The organism is Bacterioplanes sanyensis (assembly GCF_014652515.1).
GTDB classification, from domain to species: Bacteria; Pseudomonadota; Gammaproteobacteria; order Pseudomonadales; family Oceanobacteraceae; genus Bacterioplanes; species Bacterioplanes sanyensis.
Window position 1 is genome coordinate 252,159 of the sequence record NZ_BMYY01000004.1, and the last position, 19,128, is coordinate 271,286.

Annotated in this window: 20 protein-coding genes; 12 read left to right on the forward strand and 8 right to left on the reverse strand. The window is 54.5% G+C overall.

Annotation, left to right across the window (positions count from 1 at the left end; all coding sequences use genetic code 11):
* Positions 1-2: 2 nt before the first annotated feature.
* The 3 genes from pyrH to rpsB all read right to left on the reverse strand — a co-directional run bounded on the left by pyrH (position 3) and on the right by rpsB (position 2,507).
* Positions 3-737, reverse strand: a complete 735-nt coding sequence (gene pyrH, locus IE090_RS08620; protein ID WP_229815615.1) for a UMP kinase — start codon at positions 735-737, stop codon at positions 3-5.
* A gap of 95 nt (positions 738-832) precedes the next feature.
* Entirely contained in the window at positions 833-1,687 is an 855-nt protein-coding gene (tsf, locus tag IE090_RS08625) for a translation elongation factor Ts (RefSeq protein WP_189387957.1), read from the reverse strand.
* Positions 1,688-1,763: 76 nt separating this feature from the next.
* The gene (gene rpsB / locus IE090_RS08630; RefSeq protein WP_189387958.1) at positions 1,764-2,507 is read right to left on the reverse strand and encodes a 30S ribosomal protein S2; all 744 of its coding nucleotides are present in this window, start codon (positions 2,505-2,507) and stop codon (positions 1,764-1,766) included.
* A gap of 267 nt (positions 2,508-2,774) precedes the next feature.
* On the opposite strand from rpsB, the gene map reads away from it, so the two are divergent.
* Positions 2,775-3,551 carry a type I methionyl aminopeptidase gene (map, locus tag IE090_RS08635; protein WP_189387959.1) on the forward strand — a complete coding sequence of 259 codons (777 nt, stop codon included), beginning with the start codon at positions 2,775-2,777 and terminating at the stop codon, positions 3,549-3,551.
* A gap of 11 nt (positions 3,552-3,562) precedes the next feature.
* Entirely contained in the window at positions 3,563-6,256 is a 2,694-nt protein-coding gene (glnD, locus tag IE090_RS08640; protein ID WP_189387960.1) for a [protein-PII] uridylyltransferase, read from the forward strand.
* Positions 6,257-6,274: 18 nt separating this feature from the next.
* Here glnD and IE090_RS08645 read toward each other — a convergent pair whose 3' ends face one another.
* Entirely contained in the window at positions 6,275-7,639 is a 1,365-nt protein-coding gene (locus IE090_RS08645; protein WP_229815617.1) for a DEAD/DEAH box helicase, read from the reverse strand.
* Positions 7,640-7,737: 98 nt separating this feature from the next.
* Here IE090_RS08645 and IE090_RS08650 point away from each other — a divergent pair, with 98 nt between their 5' ends.
* The 5 genes from IE090_RS08650 to IE090_RS08670 all read left to right on the forward strand — a co-directional run bounded on the left by IE090_RS08650 (position 7,738) and on the right by IE090_RS08670 (position 12,376).
* The gene (locus IE090_RS08650; RefSeq protein WP_189387961.1) at positions 7,738-8,574 is read left to right on the forward strand and encodes a M48 family metallopeptidase; all 837 of its coding nucleotides are present in this window, start codon (positions 7,738-7,740) and stop codon (positions 8,572-8,574) included.
* A gap of 49 nt (positions 8,575-8,623) precedes the next feature.
* Positions 8,624-9,430, forward strand: a complete 807-nt coding sequence (locus IE090_RS08655) for a TatD family hydrolase (protein WP_189387962.1) — start codon at positions 8,624-8,626, stop codon at positions 9,428-9,430.
* A 127-nt stretch (positions 9,431-9,557) separates the two neighbouring features.
* The gene (locus IE090_RS08660; protein ID WP_189387963.1) at positions 9,558-10,580 is read left to right on the forward strand and encodes a porin; all 1,023 of its coding nucleotides are present in this window, start codon (positions 9,558-9,560) and stop codon (positions 10,578-10,580) included.
* Positions 10,581-10,806: 226 nt separating this feature from the next.
* Positions 10,807-11,133, forward strand: coding sequence for a hypothetical protein (locus IE090_RS08665; RefSeq protein ID WP_189387964.1), 327 nt, complete (start codon positions 10,807-10,809; stop codon positions 11,131-11,133).
* On the forward strand, positions 11,126-12,376 hold the full coding sequence (locus IE090_RS08670) for a cation:proton antiporter (RefSeq protein ID WP_189387965.1): 1,251 nt from the start codon (positions 11,126-11,128) through the stop codon (positions 12,374-12,376). The genes IE090_RS08665 and IE090_RS08670 overlap by 8 nt, the downstream gene beginning before the upstream one ends.
* Here IE090_RS08670 and IE090_RS08675 read toward each other — a convergent pair.
* Both IE090_RS08675 and IE090_RS08680 read right to left on the reverse strand, forming a co-directional pair.
* Entirely contained in the window at positions 12,358-13,002 is a 645-nt protein-coding gene (locus IE090_RS08675) for a YoaK family protein (RefSeq protein ID WP_189387966.1), read from the reverse strand. The two genes, IE090_RS08670 and IE090_RS08675, sit on opposite strands and share 19 nt — an antisense overlap.
* A 2-nt stretch (positions 13,003-13,004) precedes the next feature.
* On the reverse strand, positions 13,005-13,499 hold the full coding sequence (locus IE090_RS08680) for an HPP family protein (RefSeq protein WP_189387967.1): 495 nt from the start codon (positions 13,497-13,499) through the stop codon (positions 13,005-13,007).
* 93 nt (positions 13,500-13,592) lie between these two features.
* On the opposite strand from IE090_RS08680, the gene IE090_RS08685 reads away from it, so the two are divergent.
* The 4 genes from IE090_RS08685 (at position 13,593) to IE090_RS08700 (ending at position 16,824) form a co-directional block, all read left to right on the forward strand.
* Positions 13,593-14,159, forward strand: coding sequence for a TetR/AcrR family transcriptional regulator (locus IE090_RS08685; RefSeq protein ID WP_189387968.1), 567 nt, complete (start codon positions 13,593-13,595; stop codon positions 14,157-14,159).
* On the forward strand, positions 14,156-15,004 hold the full coding sequence (locus IE090_RS08690; protein WP_189387969.1) for a hypothetical protein: 849 nt from the start codon (positions 14,156-14,158) through the stop codon (positions 15,002-15,004). Before IE090_RS08685 ends, IE090_RS08690 begins: the two co-directional genes overlap by 4 nt.
* A gap of 26 nt (positions 15,005-15,030) precedes the next feature.
* Positions 15,031-16,128 (forward strand): hypothetical protein, encoded by a 1,098-nt coding sequence (locus IE090_RS08695; protein ID WP_189387970.1) that lies wholly within the window; start codon positions 15,031-15,033, stop codon positions 16,126-16,128.
* 135 nt (positions 16,129-16,263) lie between these two features.
* Entirely contained in the window at positions 16,264-16,824 is a 561-nt protein-coding gene (locus tag IE090_RS08700; RefSeq protein ID WP_189387971.1) for a hypothetical protein, read from the forward strand.
* On the opposite strand, the gene IE090_RS08705 is transcribed toward IE090_RS08700, so the two are convergent.
* Positions 16,821-17,741 (reverse strand): LysR family transcriptional regulator, encoded by a 921-nt coding sequence (locus IE090_RS08705; protein WP_189387972.1) that lies wholly within the window; start codon positions 17,739-17,741, stop codon positions 16,821-16,823. The genes IE090_RS08700 and IE090_RS08705 overlap by 4 nt on opposite strands.
* Before the next feature lie 107 nt (positions 17,742-17,848).
* Here IE090_RS08705 and IE090_RS08710 point away from each other — a divergent pair, with 107 nt between their 5' ends.
* The gene (locus tag IE090_RS08710; protein ID WP_189387973.1) at positions 17,849-18,340 is read left to right on the forward strand and encodes a carboxymuconolactone decarboxylase family protein; all 492 of its coding nucleotides are present in this window, start codon (positions 17,849-17,851) and stop codon (positions 18,338-18,340) included.
* 30 nt (positions 18,341-18,370) lie between these two features.
* Here the strand turns inward: IE090_RS08710 and IE090_RS08715 are convergent, their stop codons facing one another.
* Positions 18,371-19,042, reverse strand: a complete 672-nt coding sequence (locus tag IE090_RS08715; protein ID WP_189387974.1) for a phosphatase PAP2 family protein — start codon at positions 19,040-19,042, stop codon at positions 18,371-18,373.
* Positions 19,043-19,128 lie beyond the last annotated feature (86 nt).

Genomic DNA, 19,128 nt, shown 5'->3' on the forward strand with positions numbered 1-19,128 from the left:
CGTTACTTATCCTCACTGACAATCAGAGTGCCGTCACTGCCGCCGGTCATCAGACGGGCCAGCACTCCCGGCTCGTTCATATCATAAACACGCAATGGCATAGCGTGGTCGCGAGCTAAGCAGATCGCGGTTAAATCCATTACGCCAAGCTGTTTCTCCAGGACTTCCTGGTACGTCAAACAGTCGTACTTTTCTGCGTCCGGGACTTTCTTCGGGTCGGCAGTATACACACCATCGACGTTGGTTGCCTTCAGAACCAGATCGGCATTGATTTCGATGCCACGTAAACAGGCTGCCGAGTCGGTGGTAAAGAAGGGGTTGCCAGTACCGGCAGAGAAAATAACCACATCACCGCTGTCGAGGGCGCGAATCGCACTGCGGCGATCATAGTGGTCAACGATACCGCTCATAGGGATGGCCGACATCACACGCGTTGGCATATTGGCACGCTCTAGGGCGTCGCGCATGGCCAAAGCGTTCATCACCGTCGCCAACATACCCATATGGTCGCCCGCTACGCGATCTAAACCAGCTTCACTCAGTGCCTTGCCGCGAAACAGGTTGCCACCACCAATCACCAGACCCACCTGCACACCGATGCCACGCAACTGGCCAATTTCCAGCGCCATACGGTCGAGCACCTTAGGATCGATGCCGAAATCGAGCTCACCCATCAGGGCTTCACCACTCAGTTTTAACAGGACTCGTTTGTATTTTGCGCTTTTCATTTCTGCCATGGGCCAGGTCTCCGGTGATCTTTATATACAAATATGCCGGGCGAACCCGGCATAAAAATAGGGGCACTCAGCAGTGCCAGCACCCCGAACAGCCATTAGCCTTTCAGCTGTGCTGCCACTTCTGCGGCAAAGTCCGCTTCTTCAACTTCAATGCCTTCGCCCACTTCGATACGTACGAAGGAAACGATTTCCGCACCGGCTTCTTTCGCCAGCTGAGCAACGGTTTGCTCTGGGTTTTTAACGAATGGCTGCTCAACCAAGCTGTTCTCTTTCAAGAACTTCTTCAGACGGCCACCCATCATTTTTTCAACGATCTCATCTGGCTTGCCAGCCATGTCTGGCTGCGCCTTGATGATTTCTTTTTCTTTTTCCAGCTCTTCTGCTGGCATATCTTCTGGCGCCAGAACACGTGGGTTAACCGCAGTCACGTGCATAGCAATGTCTTTGGCCAACTCAGCGTCGCCGCCTTTCAGGGCAACGATGGCTGCGATTTTGCCAGTCGCGTGCAGGTAAGCACCGACAGTTTCGCCTTCCACCACAAACGCACGACGAACCGTGATGTTTTCACCGATTTTTTGTACCAGTGCCATACGGTCTTCTTCCAGCTCACCTTCGGTCAGCTTGGCCACGTCGGCTTCTTTGGTCTCTGCCAGCTTGGCGGCCACTTTGTCAGCGAAATCGCCAAAGTTGGAGTCACCCGCTGCGAAGTCGGTTTCTGAGTTCACTTCTACCGCAACGACAACGCCGTCGTTAGCAACGATGCGAACTTTACCTTCGGCCGCAGTACGACCCGCTTTTTTCGCTGCCTTCAGGCCTGAGTTCTTACGCAGGTCTTCAATAGCCTTGTCGATATCGCCTTCTGCTGCTGCCAGTGCCTTTTTGCACTCCAGCATGCCCAGGCCCGTGCGCTCACGCAGCTCTTTTACTTGTGCGGCTGAAACATTCGCCATGTGTCAATCCTCTATCTGTGTCTAAATATCTAAAAAAAGGGGGCAAGCCCCCTTTATTCATTCAGAGTGGGGAGCCTTATTCAGCCGCCGCTTGCTCTGCGTCGTCAGCAACTTCTACAAACTCATCGGCAGAACCGGTCGCTTGCTTGCCTTCCAGCACAGCGTCGGCAACAGCAGTGGCGTAGATCTGGATCGCACGGATCGCATCGTCGTTACCCGGGATCACGTAATCAACGCCATCTGGGTTAGAGTTGGTATCAACGATACCTACCACTGGAATACCCAGCTTGTTGGCTTCTTGAACCGCAATGCGCTCGTGATCAACGTCGATAACGAAGATCAGATCTGGCAGGCCGCCCATTTCTTTAATACCGCCAATAGAGCGCTCCAACTTCTCCATTTCGCGAGTACGCATCAGCGCTTCTTTTTTGGTCAGCTGCTCGAAGGTACCATCAGATTGTTGCGCTTCGAGGTCACGCAAACGCTTGATCGATTGGCGAATGGTTTTGTAGTTGGTCAGCATACCGCCCAACCAGCGGTGAGCAACGTAAGACGCGCCTGAACGCTCTGCTTGCTCTTTGATGATCTTGCCAGCAGCACGCTTGGTGCCCACCATCAAGATCTTGTTGTTACGTGACGCGTTGTTTTCGATCACTTTCAAAGCATCATTCAGCGCAGGAACCGTGTGCTCCAGGTTGATGATGTGAATCTTGTTGCGAGCACCAAAGATGTACTTGCCCATTTTTGGGTTCCAGTAACGGGTTTGGTGACCGAAGTGAACACCCGCTTTCAGCAGGTCGCGCATGCTAACTTGTGCCATGTTATTTACCTTTAATCATCATGGGTTAGGCCTCCACACTTCACGTTACCGACCACTCAAAGAATGGCACCCCGGCTTCGCTTGCTGAAGTGTGTGTGTGTTCCCCAGCCATATTAGAGACGGGGGTGTGCTTTTCGCGGGCGCTTTATATCACTTTTCTGCCCGCCAAGCCAGACTGATAGGCAGGAAATACCGCCCTGTTCACGCTGTCGATCAGTCACTGTACAATGAGGGCTATCTAACTGAATCAAACAAGTGATGGTCTGAATGTCTGTAAGCATCAAGAGCGCTGAAGAAATCGAGAAAATGCGCGTTGCCGGCCGCTTGGCGGCGGAAGTTTTGGAAATGATCGGCGATTACGTCAAGCCTGGCGTCAGCACCGGTGAGCTGGATCGTATTTGCCATGACTATATAGTCAACCAGCAACAGGCCATTCCCGCACCGCTCAACTATCGCGGCTTCCCTAAATCGATCTGCACCTCCGTCAACCATGTGGTATGCCATGGCATTCCTAGCGACGACAAAGTGCTGAAAAAAGGCGACGTGATCAATATCGACGTCACTGTCATTAAAGATGGCTACCATGGCGACACCAGCAAGATGTTTTATGTCGGTGAGCCTACACCTGCGATCAAGCGCTTGGTCGACATTACCCAAGAGTGTCTCTACATCGGCATCGACATGGTAAAACCCGGTGTTCGCCTAGGTGACATTGGCCATGCGATACAGCAATATGCCGAGAGCAACCATTACTCAGTGGTACGCGAATATTGCGGCCATGGCATTGGCAAAGAGTTCCACGAAGAGCCACAGGTGATGCATTATGGTCACCCTGGCACCGGCTTTGAGCTGCAAGCCGGCATGACCTTTACCATTGAGCCCATGATCAACCAAGGCAAGCGCTTTACCAAGTTGATGAAGGATGAATGGACGGTCATTACCAAAGATCGCAAACCGTCAGCCCAGTGGGAGCACACACTATTAGTGACTGAAACCGGCGTCGAAGTGCTTACCCGTCGTCAAGAAGAGAGCCGTTTCGCCTGAGCACCCCCCCAATGGACACAGTCAGCCTGACCTTACCGCAAGTGGATGTCACCGACCTGCAGCAACGGCTGCAACAGGCTGCCTCCCCCATTCCCGTGGTTCGCCCCCTGCTGCAACAACTGCAGGACGAGTGCCACGCCTACTTTCGCGCCACCCTAGACGCCGTCACCCTGGTTCACCATCGGTCGGTGTTAATGGATGCTATTTTACAAACGCTGTGGCGCCACTTACAGCTAGACGTTGATCACCTGGCATTGATTGCGGTGGGCGGCTATGGCCGCGGCGAGCTGCATCCGCACTCGGACATCGATTTATTATTGTTGGCGCGCGATGAAGCCGCCATCAATGGCAACAGCGAAGCGTTACAAGCTTTTATTACCCTGCTGTGGGATTTGAAACTGGACATCGGCCACAGTGTTCGCACCCTAGATGAATGCCTGACCGAAGCACAAAAAGACTTATCGACCATCACCAACATGATGGAAAGTCGGCCACTGGCGGGCGATGCCAGTCTGCACCAATCGCTGCAAGCGGCGACAGCACCGCAACAACTGTGGAGCGCGCAGGATTTCTTTAACGCTAAGTGGGATGAAATTCAGCAACGCCATAAAAAACACAAAAGCACGGAATACAATTTAGAGCCCAACGTTAAAAACTCCCCGGGCACCTTGCGCGATATTCAAACCATTACTTGGGTTACCATGCGCCACTTTGGCGAGGGCACGCTGCAAGCATTAGAAGACAACGGCTTCTTAACCAAGTTTGAGCACCAGCGCCTGGCCGGCAGCCAAGCCTTTTTATGGCAAGTGCGCTACGCCTTGCACATGTTCGCCGACCGCGAAGAAGACCGCCTACTGTTCGATTTGCAACGCGATGTGGCCGAGCTACTCGGCTTTGAAGACGATGGCAACCAGCTCGGTGTCGAGCAATTTATGCGCCGTTTTTATCGCAACCAGCTGGCCACCATGGAGCTGTGCGACCTGTTGCTGCTGCATTTTAACGATGACTTTATGCAAAGCGGCCAGCTCACCGACGTCGTCCCATTGAATGAACACTTTGTGCTGTGCAATGGCTACTTGCAGCTTACCGACCCTGAACTGTTCCAACGTGAGCCGGTTTGGCTATTAAAAGTCTTTTTATTAATGGCGCGCACCGCCAATGCCAAAGGCATACACACCACCACCATTCGTGCCCTACGCGATCACCGCCATCTGATTGATGACGACTATCGGCAAAACCCAGAAAACAACGCCGTATTCATGGAGTTAATGCGCAACCGCGAGCGCGTTGTACGCGAATTATCGCGCATGCTGCGCTACGGCATTTTAGGCGCGTATATCCCTGAGTTCGGCAAAATCATCGGCATGATGGAACACGATTTGTTTCATGTGTACACGGTGGACGATCACAGCTTGCGCATGGCGCGCTTGCTGCGGCATTTTCGCTTCAGCGATGTGCGCGAGCGCTTTCCGTTGGCGTCGCGTCTGATTCATCGGGTGATGAGAAAAGAAGTACTGTATTTAACCGCACTATTGCACGACACAGGTAAAAGCATGGAGGGCGACCACGCCGTCAATGGTGAAGACATTGCCGCGCGCTTTTGCCGTCAACACAATTTGCGCCCCACCGACAGCAATATGGTGACCTGGCTGGTCAGCAACCATTTATTGATGGGCACGGCCTCACAGCGACTGGATTTAACCAACCCTGAAGATATTCACCAGTTCGCATTGGAAGTCGGTGATCAGCAACACCTCGATATGCTGTATTTAATTACCGTTGCCGACATCGTCAGTACCAACCCAGAGCTGTGGACACCTTGGCGCGCCGAGCAAATGCGAGAGCTGTACCGCAACACCAAAAACGCCTTGCGCCGCGGCCTTGGCAATCCGCGTAATATTGATGATGTGGTAAATGAAATTCAGCAGGAAGCCAAAGCACGGTTAATGCAGCAAGGTCTAACGGCTGAGCGCATTGATCTACTGTGGTCAAACCCAGGCAATGATTATTTTCTGCGTGAGGGCGTCGACAACATTATTTGGCAAACCCTGCTGCTGGATCAGCATAATTTCAGTGACAAACCTCTGATCGCTGTGCGCCCAACCTCGGAGCGCGAGTTCGAGGGTGCAACGCAGATATTTATTCTGGCCAAAGATCAGCCCAATTTGTTTGCCGTCACCACCGCGACCCTCGATCAGTTAAACCTGAACATTCAAGATGCGCGCATCATGACCTCGGAGCAGGAGCGCAACGCCGTCGACACCTACATTGTGCTGGATGAAAATAACCAGCCCATCACCGACTTGAAGCGCATCGAGAAAATTCGCTCGGTATTGGAAGACGCCATCAGCCAGCCGGATGAATACAGCACCATTATTCAGCGGCGCACGCCGCGGGCACTGAAGCAATTCCCGGTGGATACTCAGGTAACCATGAGCAACGACCCAAGCATGCAACGCACGGTGTTGGAAGTTGTCGCGGCTGACCGACCAGGGCTTTTGGCACGCATGGGCGCCATCTTTGCGGAGTTCGGCGCTGAGGTCCAGGGCGCCAAAATTATGACCGAAGGTGAGCGGGTGTACGATATCTTTTTTATCGTTGATTGTGACGGCGAGCCATTTTCCGATGCCTTGCGCTGTGAAGCACTGCGCAAGGCCGTTATCGAAGGACTGGATCAGCAAGTCGAAGCACAAAGCGCGGTGTAAACCGCGCTAAACGGCAGACTATTTTTTACGTTTAATCGGCGCAAAACCATCGGCGTCCATCAAATTGCCAGCCGGTTTATTACTGTGCGCCTTATTATTTGGCTTTTTCGCCGTACCTGTCCCGGTTTTTTTCGAAGCGCCTTTTGCCAGTTTTTTGCCTGTGGCTTTCACCGGCTTTTTGCCTGCGCTTTTCGCCGCTGGCTTTTTCTTTTTACCCGCCACCTTGCCAGAACTTTTGACTTTTTTCGGCCCTTGGTAGCGAGCCTTTAAGCCTTCAATGGTGCGCGACTGCATTTGCTGCTGCATATAGCGTTCAATGCGGGCTTTTAAATCCCACTCATGCGCCGCCACCAAGGCAATGGCCAGGCCGTGACGACCCGCGCGCCCAGTACGACCGATGCGGTGCACGTATTCATCGCCCTTGCGGGCCAAGTCGTAGTTGATGACCAGATCCATGCCTTCCACATCAAGACCGCGCGCGGCGACATCCGTCGCCACCAGAATATGGCGTTTACCCTGGCGCACCAGCTGCAGCACATAGTTGCGTTCGTCCTGGGTCATTTCACCGTGCAGCGCCGCCACACCTTCACGGTGCTGGCGCAAAAAATCCGCCACACGTTCGACTTCATCACGGCGATTTAAAAAGACGATGGCTTTGTCATAGGTTTCGTTGGCCAACAGCCACACCAGCAAGCGGTCTTTATGCGCGTTATCGTCCGCTAAAATGCGCTGCTGACGAATAAAGTCATGGGCTTCACGCACACCGTGGGTGGTGATTTCTTCGGCGTCCACCAGCCAACTGCCGGCAATGCGTTGCACACCTTCATGATGCAAGGTGGCTGACAGCAAATAGGTGCGGCGCTCAGCCCGACAGCGCTGCAGAATAAGGTCCATATCCTCGGCGAAGCCCATGTCCAGCATGCGGTCGGCTTCGTCCAATACCAAAAATTCTAAGTCGCTCAGGTCCACCGTATCGCGCTTCAGGTGGTCAACCAGACGCCCGGTTGTGGCCACCAGTATTTCTGGGTTCTTGCGCAACATGGCAGCTTGGTATTTAAACTCCTCGCCGCCGGTCAGCACACCAACATCGAGGGAGTTCATATCGGTAAAGGCTTTGCAGTCTTTATAAACCTGGCGCGCCAGCTCACGAGTAGGCACCAAAATCAGTGCGCGGGTGGCGGTATTGGGCGCATCCTTGGTCAGCAACTGCTGCAATACGGGCAGTAAATAGGCTAGGGTTTTGCCGCTGCCGGTTTCGGCACACACCTGCAAATCACGATCAGCCTGTGGCAATACCGCCTGCTGAACGTCGGTGGGTGTATTGATGCCTTGTTTTTCCAGCGCCGCCATAATGCGCGGATGAAATGCGATGCCTGCAAACACAGTTGGGTTCCCATGGTTTATGATGGCAGCAGTATAACAGAGGTGGGCGGCAGAACGGCTAAGCAGTGCTGCCCGCCCTATCACCACAGGATCATGTCATGACGATGTTGAAAAAACTTTGGCCTGTGCTGGCCACGATTGTCGCCTGTTGGCTGCTAAGCGCCTGCGCCACCAGCCCGACCGGGCGCTCACAACTGATGCTGGTATCGCCGCAATCGGCCATTGTCGAATCGGAAAAGGCGTACATCAGCACCGTCAATCAACTGCAAGAAAAGCAACAGCTGGTCACAGACCCAAAGCGCTTGCAGCGCATTCGCACCATCACCGGCCGCTTGGTCAGCGAGGCGGTGAAAAAGTACCCGAGCAGTAAAAACTGGCAGTGGAGCGTGGCCGTTATCGATGATCCCAAAACGCTTAACGCCTGGTGCATGGCCGGTGGCCGCATGGCGATTTACACCGGCATTATCGATCAGTTGCAACTGAGCGATGACGAAATTGCGCAAATCATGGGCCATGAAATCGCCCATGCCTTGGCCAACCACAGCGCTGAGCGCATGTCGCGCGCCATGGTGATGCAAGCGGGCTTACTCGCCGCAGGCGCCGCCACCGAGCAAGATCAACTCACCCTGGCCGGTGCCGCGTTGGCCGCCAAACTGGCGCTGGAGCTCCCCAACAGCCGCACCGCCGAAACCGAGGCGGACCGCATCGGCATCGAGCTGGCCACCTTGGCCGGCTACGACCCCCAAGCTGCGGTCAGCTTGTGGCAAAAAATGGGCAAGGCCAGCGGTGGCGGTGGGCCGGAGTTTTTATCCACTCACCCAGCCCCCGGCAATCGCGCCAAAACCTTGGGGCGTCTAGCGCAGCAAATGCGTGCGCTGAATCCAACCCAGCGCAAGTCGCCGGTACACCCAGTCAACATGGTAAGCCAGCGCTAAGGCGCTGGTCTTTGATATACTGGCGCGCTTTGCAGCCAACAGGTGAATCATGAGTAAAAAGAAGCGCCGCGACATCCCCCTGTATCAGCAGCCCATCATCGAGACCCACTTTCACCTCGATTATTTAAAAGACGCCAGCGCCGATGAAATTTTGGCCCAGGCACGGGCCATTGGCGTCGAGCGTTTTATGACCATCAGCGTCGAGCCCGACAACATGCCCACGGCTTTGGCGTTGGCCGAAGCCCATGCAGATGTGTATTGCACCCTTGGTGTTCACCCCCACGAGGCAGCCAAGTTTAACGACGAATGTGACGCCTACATTCGCACCCACGCCATTCACGATAAAGTCGTGGCCGTCGGTGAAATTGGTCTGGATTATTATTACGATAACTGTGATCGCCAGGTGCAACGCGATCATTTTTGCCGCCAATTGCAACTCGCCATCGACTGCGAACTACCAGTAGTGATTCACACCCGCGACGCCGATGAAGACACCATCGCCATTTTGAACGAATACGCCCCGCACATGGCGCGCAAAGGCGTGATTCACAGCTTTACCTCAGGCTTGCCACTGGCCCAGCGCGCCGTCGAGCTGGGCTTTTGCCTGGGCATCAATGGCATCGTGACCTTTAACAAAGCCGATAACGTGCGTGAAGTGGTGGCCGCCACCCCGGTAGAAAAGTTACTGCTGGAAACCGATGCGCCTTTTTTAACGCCGGTGCCGTTTCGCGGTATTGAAAATGCGCCCAAGTACCTGCCCTTTGTGGCGGAGAAAATCGCTGAGGTCAAAGGCATAGAGACCACCGCCCTGCTAGCGCAGGCCTACGACAATTCACTGCGTACGTTTTTTCGTTGAGTTAGCGGCGCTATGCCGCTACCAATGTATACGCACACAGTCTTATTGACGAATCTAACACCCTTCTACATATTATTGTATCTGTCAATAGTGGCAATTCCGCCCCAACTCGAAAGTAAGGAATCCAATGAAAGCACTTCCCTGGCTGCTCGCACTGGGCAGCTCTGTTGCCATGGCACAACCGGCGGTCGATACCCAAGTTTACGGATCATTGCGCCTAGGCTTTGACGTTATCGACGCTGGCACGGATGACGATGGCGGCAATGGCCGTGATTTTCTAAGCCGTGTAGGCGCCAAGGCGCAACTGCCGTTGCAGCCCGATCTGACTGCTGTCGCCCAGGTCGAATACGGCACCCGCGCCGAAAACGGGGTCGATTTCAAACAAAATGATGGCCCCGGCCTGCGCCTGGCTAACATTGGTTTAAAGGGTCGCTTCGGCGAAGTGCGCATCGGCTCCCAAACACTGGTTTGGCATCGCTTTGTTCGCGGCGCCCATTTCTCCGATGCCAACGACACCCTGCGTCAAGGTAGCATCCGTGATGACGATTTAGTGCAGTACTACTTCACCCATGGCAACGTCAGTATTGGTGCGAGCGTGCAGGCTGAAGGCCAAGACGGCGATACCATCGACCAATACCAACTGGGTGGCGAGTACAAACAACCAAAATGGAAATTACAGCTCGCTCTGGCCAAAGACGAGCGTGGTGACAACACCGGCAAACTGTGGGGTGCACGCCTGTGGCTGATGCCTGCCAGCGGGCTCGCATTCGCGGCCTATCAACACCGTGCCGATGCCGACTTTGATCATTACGCCGGCAGTACAACCGGCAATGTGCGTTTGCGCGATGCCGCCATTGAGGGCGATGTAAAAGGCGTCCCGAGTTGTTTAGGAGAGCAGCGCAGCAGCCAGGGCCTGTACGCTTCGTACCGCTTTGGTAATCATCAGCTGCATGGCCGCTACGCTGAAGACAAGTGTGAGGACAGCGGCGACGTGCGTTCGCATAAAGTTGAGTACGTTGCCCATCTGCACCCGCAAGCACGAGCGTGGTTGGCCTATGAACAATTAGCCAACGATGAAGGCCGTGAGCCACTTAGCAGCAGCGGCGATGCCATGTCGGCTGCCCAGCTAGGGCTGCGCTTCGATTTTTAGGTATAAAAAAAAGCGCTCTGCCAAGCAGAGCGCTAAGAAAGGAAGCTATAAGAAATCACAGCGAGTCTGATCTTTAGCTGCGGGTATTTTACGCCCAACACCTCGCAAGTAAAAGATATATTTATCAACAAAGTGTAAATCCTGCCGCAGAATCTCCAGCGTAAAGGCACTGGGAGAGCACACCACCATCTCCTATAATGATGGGTTTGAGCCACGGCAAAGCGCTATGCCCAAACCTCCCACTAAGCAACAACTGCGCGAGCAGCTGCAGCAGCAGATGCAGCACTATTTGCAACAAGGCGGTGAGATTCATAGCTTTGAGCGCGGCGCCAGCGGATTGCAAGATGGCCGCTACAGCGAGCGCTCTTTGGGCTTTGAAAAACCAGCAGCCGAGCGCACCTCTGTCGACGACGTTTTGCGCGCCATCGACCAACGCCGCCAGCAGCGCAAGCAACCCCGCAAAAGCCCCACACGTCGCTCATCAAAACCCAAACGTCGGGTCATTTATGATGATTTTGGCGAGCCACTGAGGGTCGTCTGGGACGATGACTGAAACCATCATCATGATTCTGGCAGCGGCGCTCTTTGGCTATGGCCTGTTGGCACGTCGCATCGAAAAACAAGACATCACCGCCCCCATGCTGTTTGTCTTGTTGGGCATGGTCGTCGGGCCGCTGGTATTTGGCTGGATACAGCCCTCATTAGACAGCACCGGCCTGCAGCATATTGCCGAGCTGACGCTAGCACTGGTGTTATTTACCGATGCCAGCCAGATAGAACGGCGCCAGCTCTGGCGCTATGAGGCCTACCCCATTCGCTTGCTCGCCGTGGGCCTGCCACTCAGCGTACTGGTCGGCACGGTGACGGCGGCGATCTGGTTCGGCCTAGACTGGTACACCGCCGCGGTATTGGCGGTGATTCTTACGCCCACCGACGCCGCGCTGGCACAAAGCATCATGGACAAGCGCCAGTTCGATGAAAAGCTGCGCCAAACCATCGCCGTAGAAAGCGGCTTAAACGACGGCATTGCATTGCCGATTTTGTTGCTGTTTTTGTCACTGTTGGCAGCCGGTAGCAGCCAGGATGCTTGGCATTGGGCCGACTTTATTGGTACCCAACTGATTTTGGGGGCTTTATTGGGCATCGGTGCAGGGCGCCTGGGCGGCAAACTCATTGATTACGCCATCTTGCATCATTGGATGCCGCCTCTGTATCAGCGCTTGTCCTCTGTTGCCTTGGGCATATTGGCCTTTGTCGGCACCGAGGCATTGGGGGGCAATGGCTTTGTTGCCGTATTCCTCGCCGGTTTATTTTTGCAGGCCGAACGCCAGCGCGTGATGAACCGCCTAAAAGAGTTTGGCGAGGCCGAAGGCCACTTGCTGTCGTTGGTGATCTTCTTTTTGTTTGGCGCCATTTTTGTGCCCACCGCCTGGCCGCTACTCACTTGGCCCATGCTGGTTTATGCGCTCTTGAGCCTGACGCTGGTGCGCATGCTACCCGTGGCCATCAGCTTGATCGGCACTCCCTTGAGCGCCGGCGGCCGCGCTTTTCTCGCCTGGTTTGGTCCGCGCGGCATTGCCAGCATTCTCTATTTACTGCTCAGCCTTGAGCAGCTGGGCTATGCCGATCAAATAGAGCACTACGACACCCTATTTGGCACCAGTGTATTAACGATATTGCTGAGTGTATTTTTACACGGTTTATCGGGTGGTCTGTGGGCCAATGTCAGCGCCCACCACCAGCGCCAAAGCAGCATGACCCGAGCCAGCCAACAGCATCATCGCCGCCACCCTTGATAGATCAAGGCCGTCACTGTCACCAAAATAATGGCAGTCCACAAGGCGTCTATTTGCCAAAGCGCATACAACTGACTGCCCACCGCCGCCCCGCTGACAAAGCCTACTAGCAAAATTGTATGCAATAGCAGCTGACGACGGTTCACCGCTCTCCCAGCTAACCGATTACCCAACCACGAGCCAATGTCCGATACGATGCCCGTCAAGTGCGTTGTGCGAATCACCGAACCGCTGTACGTGGCCACCATGGCGTTTTGCAGCCCGCAAGCCGCGGAGGCTAACCACTCACCTGCGGACCATTGTTGGCGTAAACACCACCAGGCAGCCGCCAGTAGTGTGGCCTCGATCAACAGCGCCACACCATAGCGGCGACCAGCCGTGAGCGATTCATTACCCACCACAACACCGCTGATAACGGCTCCGAGTAAAAAGCTGAATACAATCCACAAGGGCGGCAGCCAACCGCCGCCCGTCGACCAAGCGCTGGCCGCCACCGTGATGGTACCCGTCACATGGGAGACCGCTTGATGGGCAAAACTCAATAACGCCAAACTGTTAACAAAACCGGCGTTAAGCGCTAATAAAGCGCCGCCCAGCATAATCCAGCGCGGTAAGCGGTAAATCATCGTTACCTCCCAGAAACGGGATAGGCTTGCCCATGCGCTCGATGCCAAACCCAAGCGCACAAAACAATAAACAAGGCGCCCACTGCGACGGGGGTGAATAAAAAGTGCCAGCCCGGCATCGTCATCAATACCAGCAGTGGGTTTGCCCCCGCCGGCGGATGCACACAACGCAACATCATCATCAGCGATACCCCCAGCCCAGTTGCCACCGCCATCAACAAGGGATGCTGCGGCGACAGCTCTAGCCACTGCGCTGCCTGCAATGCCGCCAACCCCAAGGCGGTGGTTAAGACATGCCCTAAAACAACATTGCGCGGCTGCGCCAATGGACTGGAAGGCAGCGCAAATACAATCACCAAGGTGGCTCCAAAGGGAGCCATCAACACCGGCAACATGGACTGCTCACCGATCCAAGCCAATGCCGCCACACACACGGCGGCCCCAAGGCCAGCCCATACAAACGCTGGCAACGAAGGCCAACGCAACGACCACCACATAACTTGCTCCAAGGTAGACTGAACGGTCTACTAAGGTAGACAAGTCTGTCTACCTGTGTCAAGTTAGCGTTTTTAGTCAGCACTCACATCACCATGGAAAAACGTCAACAACTGGTGGAAGCCGCGTTAACTTTGTTTTATCAACACAGCGTGCATGGCACGGGCATCAATGATGTTTTGGCGCTGGCAGGCGTCGCCCGCAAAACCCTGTACCATCATTTTGACAGCAAAGAAGCGCTGCTACTGGCAGCTCTAGAGCTGCGCGATCAGCGCTGGTGCGACTGGCTACAGCAGCGACTGACATCAGCGTCGTCTTTAAATGACTTAATTAAACAGCTGTTTAATGCCCTGGATGACTGGTTTAACGAACGTGAGCTGGCACCGTTTTACGGCTGCTTTTTTCAGCAATGCGCGAGCGAATACAGCCAAAGCGACAGCGATGTTTGGCAGTATTGCCACCAACACCAGCAACGAGTACTCACATTGCTGCAGCAACATCTGCAACGAGTCCGCTCAGAGCCAGAGCAAGCTCAAGGGCAAGAGAAAGAGCAGGCCATCGGCCTAAAGCTATTGCTCGATGGCGCCATCGCCCAAGCACAAACAGGCAATTGCAATGCTGCCCTTGATGCCAAAAAACTCGCCCTGACAGCGCTCGTATGATGCTAGTGCTGAGCAAAATACTGATCACCTTTGCCAGCGTTTGCTTGCTGGCCAGTGTGGCCGAGCGCTTAGGGCCACGCTACGCCGGACTGCTGGCTGGCTTTCCCCTCGGCACTGCCATCGTGCTGTATTTTTTTGCCCTGCAACAAGGCGATGAATTTGCTGGCAGCAGCGCGGTGTTTACCCTGGCGGGTTTGTCTGGCGCTTTGGCGTTTGCTTGGGGGTATTGGCAAGTCACACGCAGGCGCCCCCAACTCAGTTTCTTGCCTGTTGCTGCGTTTGTGGCACTGCTGTGTTTTGTTGGAGCGATCTGGCTGCTGCAACATTTGCCAGCCAACCGCATTGCCTCACTCGCCGTCACCCTGATCGCCATCCTGGTGTTTCACCGATTACAACGTGGCATAGAGCCATGCCATAAAATTGACCCAGCTGCACAACCAAAACACGGTCATTCTTTCCTGAGTCGTTCTTTTCTAAACCCAGTCGTTCTAAATCATCCCATTGCCAGCTTGGTTTTTCGTGCGGCGCTGGCCACCCTGAGCGTTGTGCTGATTACGGCGATGGGTAACTGGTTGGCACCTTCGCAAGCGGGATTATTGGCGGCTTTCCCGGTGAGTTTCTTCCCACTGATGTTACTGCTGCACATTCGCTACGGTGCACAGGTATTGGCGGCCAGCATTCGCCACTATCCAACCGGCATGGGTGCACTGCTGAGCTATTGCTTAACCGTCAGCTACAGCTATCCGTATCTAGGGCGCGATATAGGTACCTTGGTCGCGTTAGTCATGGCTTGCATTTACCTGTTGCTTAATCATTATTTCAGCCAAGCCCAAAGCCGCCGATAACTTGCCAACAGGCAAAGGACTTGGCCATGGCATCGACCATCAAGCTCGGCGCGGCATTGAGCCAACAGCTACACGACCACACAGTGAGTCGCCTGCCGGCAGAGCAGAAAGAGGCGCCAGCCAAGGGGGCTGCTGGCTTCAGCATTGAGCTGACCCTAACCTCGGGGCAGCGCATTCAAGTGCAATTTGCCCAACGCTTAAACGGCAGCTTGAAACACTTTTCCATCGCCAGCAGCAGCGAGCTCAGCAGCAGCAGCGAGCAGCAAATGCGCCAACTGGTTCGAGAGCTGGGCTACAGCGTCAGCGCCTTATTTGCTGGCAGCGAGCACTCAGACCTGTTTGCGGCCCTACGCCATAGCGACGTTAAAACAGTCGACCTGCAAGCTTGGCACAACCAGGGTAACAGCCAACAACAGTTAAATTTACAGCAGCAACGCCACAGCGATGGCGCCTTGGATATGGACGGTCATTGGCAACAACGGCAAGACAATCAATACAGCGAGCATGACTTTGATGTTTTTCGCCGCGGCTTCGATCAAGCCGCGCTACTGGGGCACAACGACTTGGCTTGGCTGCAACAGCAAATACAAACCTCCAGCGACGGTTTAGCGCCACAAGTCAGCAGCTTCTTTGAGTCGGCGATGAACGCCTTGTTACAGCGCGCCGAACAAGGGCAGCAATGGTTACAGCGTTTGGGCAGCGATGCGGCCAGCGCCCAGCAGTTTATTGCACAAACCGTGGAGCAACTGGCGCAGCCCTATTCCCCCGCCGCCAGCAATGCCTTGCCTGATTTTCGCGCAGAGTTTTTTAGCCGCAGCCAGCAGCAAGGCCAACCCCCTGACGAACAGCTGGCGCTAAAACTGACGCAAACCAGTTTTAAAGGACAGCAAGATGAGCATGGCGTCGCCTTTGCCAATCAAATCCGGCGATTGGATATGTGGCGTTTATTGGATGGCCAACAGCAGCACATTCAAACCCGCTGGCAACAACGTGAAGAAGTGAGGCACAGGTACGACAACGGTGTATTAACCGAGACGCAGTACCGGCTGGATTCACAGTGGCAGCAACAGCGCCCGGGGCAGCTGCCCAAGCGCCAGCAAGTTCATTTGATCGCAAAGGGTTAACCCCCCGTTGCTATGCACCATAACGCTGACTGCAACTCACGGTTTTTGAGATGTGAAGGCGCCGGCCTGTTGATATACTCGCGTGCTTGCGCCCGAGCAAATCGGGCATGATGGCTATTTATACAAGAGGTTTGCGTGAGCACAGAATCCACCCCCAGTCAGTTTCAGGATACTCAGCAACTGCTTAGCGAGGACGGTTTTCGCGTCAGCAACATCTGGTATCACGGCACCGCATCCGGTCTGTTGGAGTCGATTCAGCAACAGGGTTTAAAAGGCGCCGGCGACGCCGAGCTGATGTCACGCCAGCAGCATTTGCTAAAAACCATTGGTCACAGCAGCATCGGCAGTGACGACCCCGTGTTTTTAACCCAGAGCAAAGAGCTGGCGTATTTCTGGGCACAACAAAAGACCCACAGCCGCAACTTGGCCTTTCAACAAAACGAAGCGCCCGTCGTCATTGCAGTGACTCTGGCGGATGAGGAGCAATCCAGCGTTCGTCCAGATGCCGGTGGTGCGGCCTTGGTACTAGAGCCAGGCAATGCCTACATAACCTTTCTCAAAGCGCTGTATGAAGCGCACGGCCACACTTTGGAAGATGCCAACCCGCTGGCCATGCCACGCGATTATTTCCTCAATAAGTTAGGTCTGGCATACCGCCAAGCCCCCATTGCTGCTGACGCCTTAACCGTGCTTTAACTGGAGCACGGCGGCGCTATGTTCTGGCTGCAGTAGGTTTGCTTTAAAAAATCGATAAACGCGCGCACCACCGGATTGGGATAAGTGCGCGCAACGTAAACGGCATACACCCGACCGCCATCGCCACCTTGCAGCCCAGCCTGCCAATCGGTTAAGCAGGGCTCTAACTTAGCCTGCTCGATGGCCGGCTGCAGCAGCCAGCGCGGTAGCTGAACCACGCCGGCACCGGCTTCTGCCGCGGCCAATAAGGGAATGCCTCCGCGTGAACTGAGCGTGCCTTGCGGAGCAACACGGACTTGCTCTCCCTGGCGACGAAAGTGCCAGTAGCTGCGCTGTCTGCCGCGGCTCAACAGCAAGCAGTTGTGCTGCAGTAACTCCTCCGGCAGCGTCGGTTTGCCATGGCGCTGCCAGTAGCTCGGCGCCGCTGCCACCCAGGTTTCATTGCTCATCAAACTCAAGGCTTTAAGCCCTGAGTCTGCCGGGCGGCCGATGCGAATGGCCACGTCGACGTCTTCTTCTAACAGGTCGATCAGACGATTTTCATGGGCAATGTCGAGCTGCACCTGCGGAAACTGCTGCATAAAGTTCGTCAATTTAGGCGCCAACTGCACCGTGCCAAAGGCTTCAAATACTGAAATACGAAGCGGCCCAGCAACTCGCTCAGGGTCATCTTGCACGCAATATTTCAACTCGTCGGCCTGTGCGACCCACGCCAGCGCGCCTTGATAAAAGCGTTGGCCACTGGCGGTGAGCTTAAGCTGTCGGGTCGAGCGTTGCAGCAAACTGGTGCCCAGCTCACCCTCTAGCCCATCAATGGCGCGCGCAACAGACGAAGGTGCCATGTTCAGCACCTGCGCGGCCTTAGAAAAACTGCCCTGCTCCACCACCTTCAAAAACACACGCGCCGCCGCCAACATGCTCACCACCTTTGCATTTAGTGCAAAACTAAAACAGAAAACCTATGCATTCTATGCAAATCAGTCAAACCCTAAACTGGCCACTCATCATTCATGAGGAACAACAGATGAGCCGAATTGCTTTTCACCAAATCCTCAAAGACATGTTGGCCGGTTTAATGCGCACTGAAGACACGCTGAGCCAGTTAGAGTGGATCGACACCCGCACGCTGGAGCTGGTGCGATATTACATTTCTGCGTTAAATGGCTGTGCTTACTGCTTGGACATGCACTACAAGGAAGCCTTGCATCATGGCGAGCAACCCGAGCGTCTGCATGCCATCGAACATTGGGCCTCCTTGCCGTTTTATTCCGAGCAAGAGCAAGGCTTGCTGCGCTGGGCCAACGTTTGTGTAACTAAGCAGGCAGAGGACAGTGAAAAGCAGGCGGCCTTTCGCCAACTGCGTGAGCATTATGATGAAGCGCAAATCGCCTGGCTGACCTTGGTGATCAGCCAATTGGCACAATGGAACTTACTGGTCAAAGCGTTTGGTTTTAGTGCCGGGCACTATCAACCAGCACATCATCAACCAGCACATCATCAACCAGGGCAACAATAAAGCACCTAAAAAACGCCCGAGCCGAATGGCTCAGGCGTTTTTATCCGGCCGAATACGGCTGTGCCCTAACAGCCACCAGGAAATACCGCGGCAGGTAAAATACACCAAAAAACCAGCAAAAATTGTATCACTTAAAAAATGCCCGCCCTGCATGATGCGCACTGCACTCATTATCACACCCAGCGCAATGCCCCAGTACAGCCAGCTGCGACGACGAAATATCCATGCCAACGCCATAAAATAAAACGCCATGGCTGAGTGACCACTGACAAAGGATTTGCCGCTACTTTTTTGGTTAATCACAAACGCAGGAGTAAACGCATCTGAGCCGCCAAACTGCTCCACCGCACGCGGCCGCTCACGCTGAAAGCCCTCTTTGAAAACACTGTGCACCAGAAGGCCTGGCCCAATCAGCAACACCAGCAATAAAAACAACCAGGGTTTGCGATGCTTAGGGCTCACACCACCGCGCACAAACGACAGACCAATGACGATCAGCATGATGGGAATTATAAAATGTGGCAGGTAACGAAATACCCAATAAATTGCTTCGTTAATGGGATGATTTGCTAGCGGCCAACCCGGCAATGACGGATCGTAAAACCACTGGCTAACGATCAAGTCCAGTTGTGGCCAAGCCACAAACACCACCGCCAACGCTGCACATACTAGGATCGCCCCATGTTGTCGCCAAGCTTTCACGCCACTACTCCGTGCAAAAGTGGCCAGCATACCCGATTTCTGCCGCCAGCCTAATGGTCAGTTCGGCCCACTGACTGACCTTTACG

Excerpts from the sequence above, each read along its gene's own strand:
- pyrH (WP_229815615.1), bottom strand. The coding sequence starts at position 737 with ATGGCAGAAATGAAAAGCGCAAAATACAAACGAGTCCTGTTAAAACTG.
- tsf (WP_189387957.1), bottom strand. The coding sequence starts at position 1,687 with ATGGCGAATGTTTCAGCCGCACAAGTAAAAGAGCTGCGTGAGCGCACG.
- rpsB (WP_189387958.1), bottom strand. The coding sequence starts at position 2,507 with ATGGCACAAGTTAGCATGCGCGACCTGCTGAAAGCGGGTGTTCACTTC.
- map (WP_189387959.1), top strand. The coding sequence starts at position 2,775 with ATGTCTGTAAGCATCAAGAGCGCTGAAGAAATCGAGAAAATGCGCGTT.
- glnD (WP_189387960.1), top strand. The coding sequence starts at position 3,563 with ATGGACACAGTCAGCCTGACCTTACCGCAAGTGGATGTCACCGACCTG.
- IE090_RS08650 (WP_189387961.1), top strand. The coding sequence starts at position 7,738 with ATGACGATGTTGAAAAAACTTTGGCCTGTGCTGGCCACGATTGTCGCC.
- IE090_RS08655 (WP_189387962.1), top strand. The coding sequence starts at position 8,624 with ATGAGTAAAAAGAAGCGCCGCGACATCCCCCTGTATCAGCAGCCCATC.
- IE090_RS08660 (WP_189387963.1), top strand. The coding sequence starts at position 9,558 with ATGAAAGCACTTCCCTGGCTGCTCGCACTGGGCAGCTCTGTTGCCATG.
- IE090_RS08665 (WP_189387964.1), top strand. The coding sequence starts at position 10,807 with ATGCCCAAACCTCCCACTAAGCAACAACTGCGCGAGCAGCTGCAGCAG.
- IE090_RS08670 (WP_189387965.1), top strand. The coding sequence starts at position 11,126 with ATGACTGAAACCATCATCATGATTCTGGCAGCGGCGCTCTTTGGCTAT.
- IE090_RS08675 (WP_189387966.1), bottom strand. The coding sequence starts at position 13,002 with ATGATTTACCGCTTACCGCGCTGGATTATGCTGGGCGGCGCTTTATTA.
- IE090_RS08680 (WP_189387967.1), bottom strand. The coding sequence starts at position 13,499 with ATGTGGTGGTCGTTGCGTTGGCCTTCGTTGCCAGCGTTTGTATGGGCT.
- IE090_RS08685 (WP_189387968.1), top strand. The coding sequence starts at position 13,593 with ATGGAAAAACGTCAACAACTGGTGGAAGCCGCGTTAACTTTGTTTTAT.
- IE090_RS08690 (WP_189387969.1), top strand. The coding sequence starts at position 14,156 with ATGATGCTAGTGCTGAGCAAAATACTGATCACCTTTGCCAGCGTTTGC.
- IE090_RS08695 (WP_189387970.1), top strand. The coding sequence starts at position 15,031 with ATGGCATCGACCATCAAGCTCGGCGCGGCATTGAGCCAACAGCTACAC.
- IE090_RS08705 (WP_189387972.1), bottom strand. The coding sequence starts at position 17,741 with ATGTTGGCGGCGGCGCGTGTGTTTTTGAAGGTGGTGGAGCAGGGCAGT.
- IE090_RS08710 (WP_189387973.1), top strand. The coding sequence starts at position 17,849 with ATGAGCCGAATTGCTTTTCACCAAATCCTCAAAGACATGTTGGCCGGT.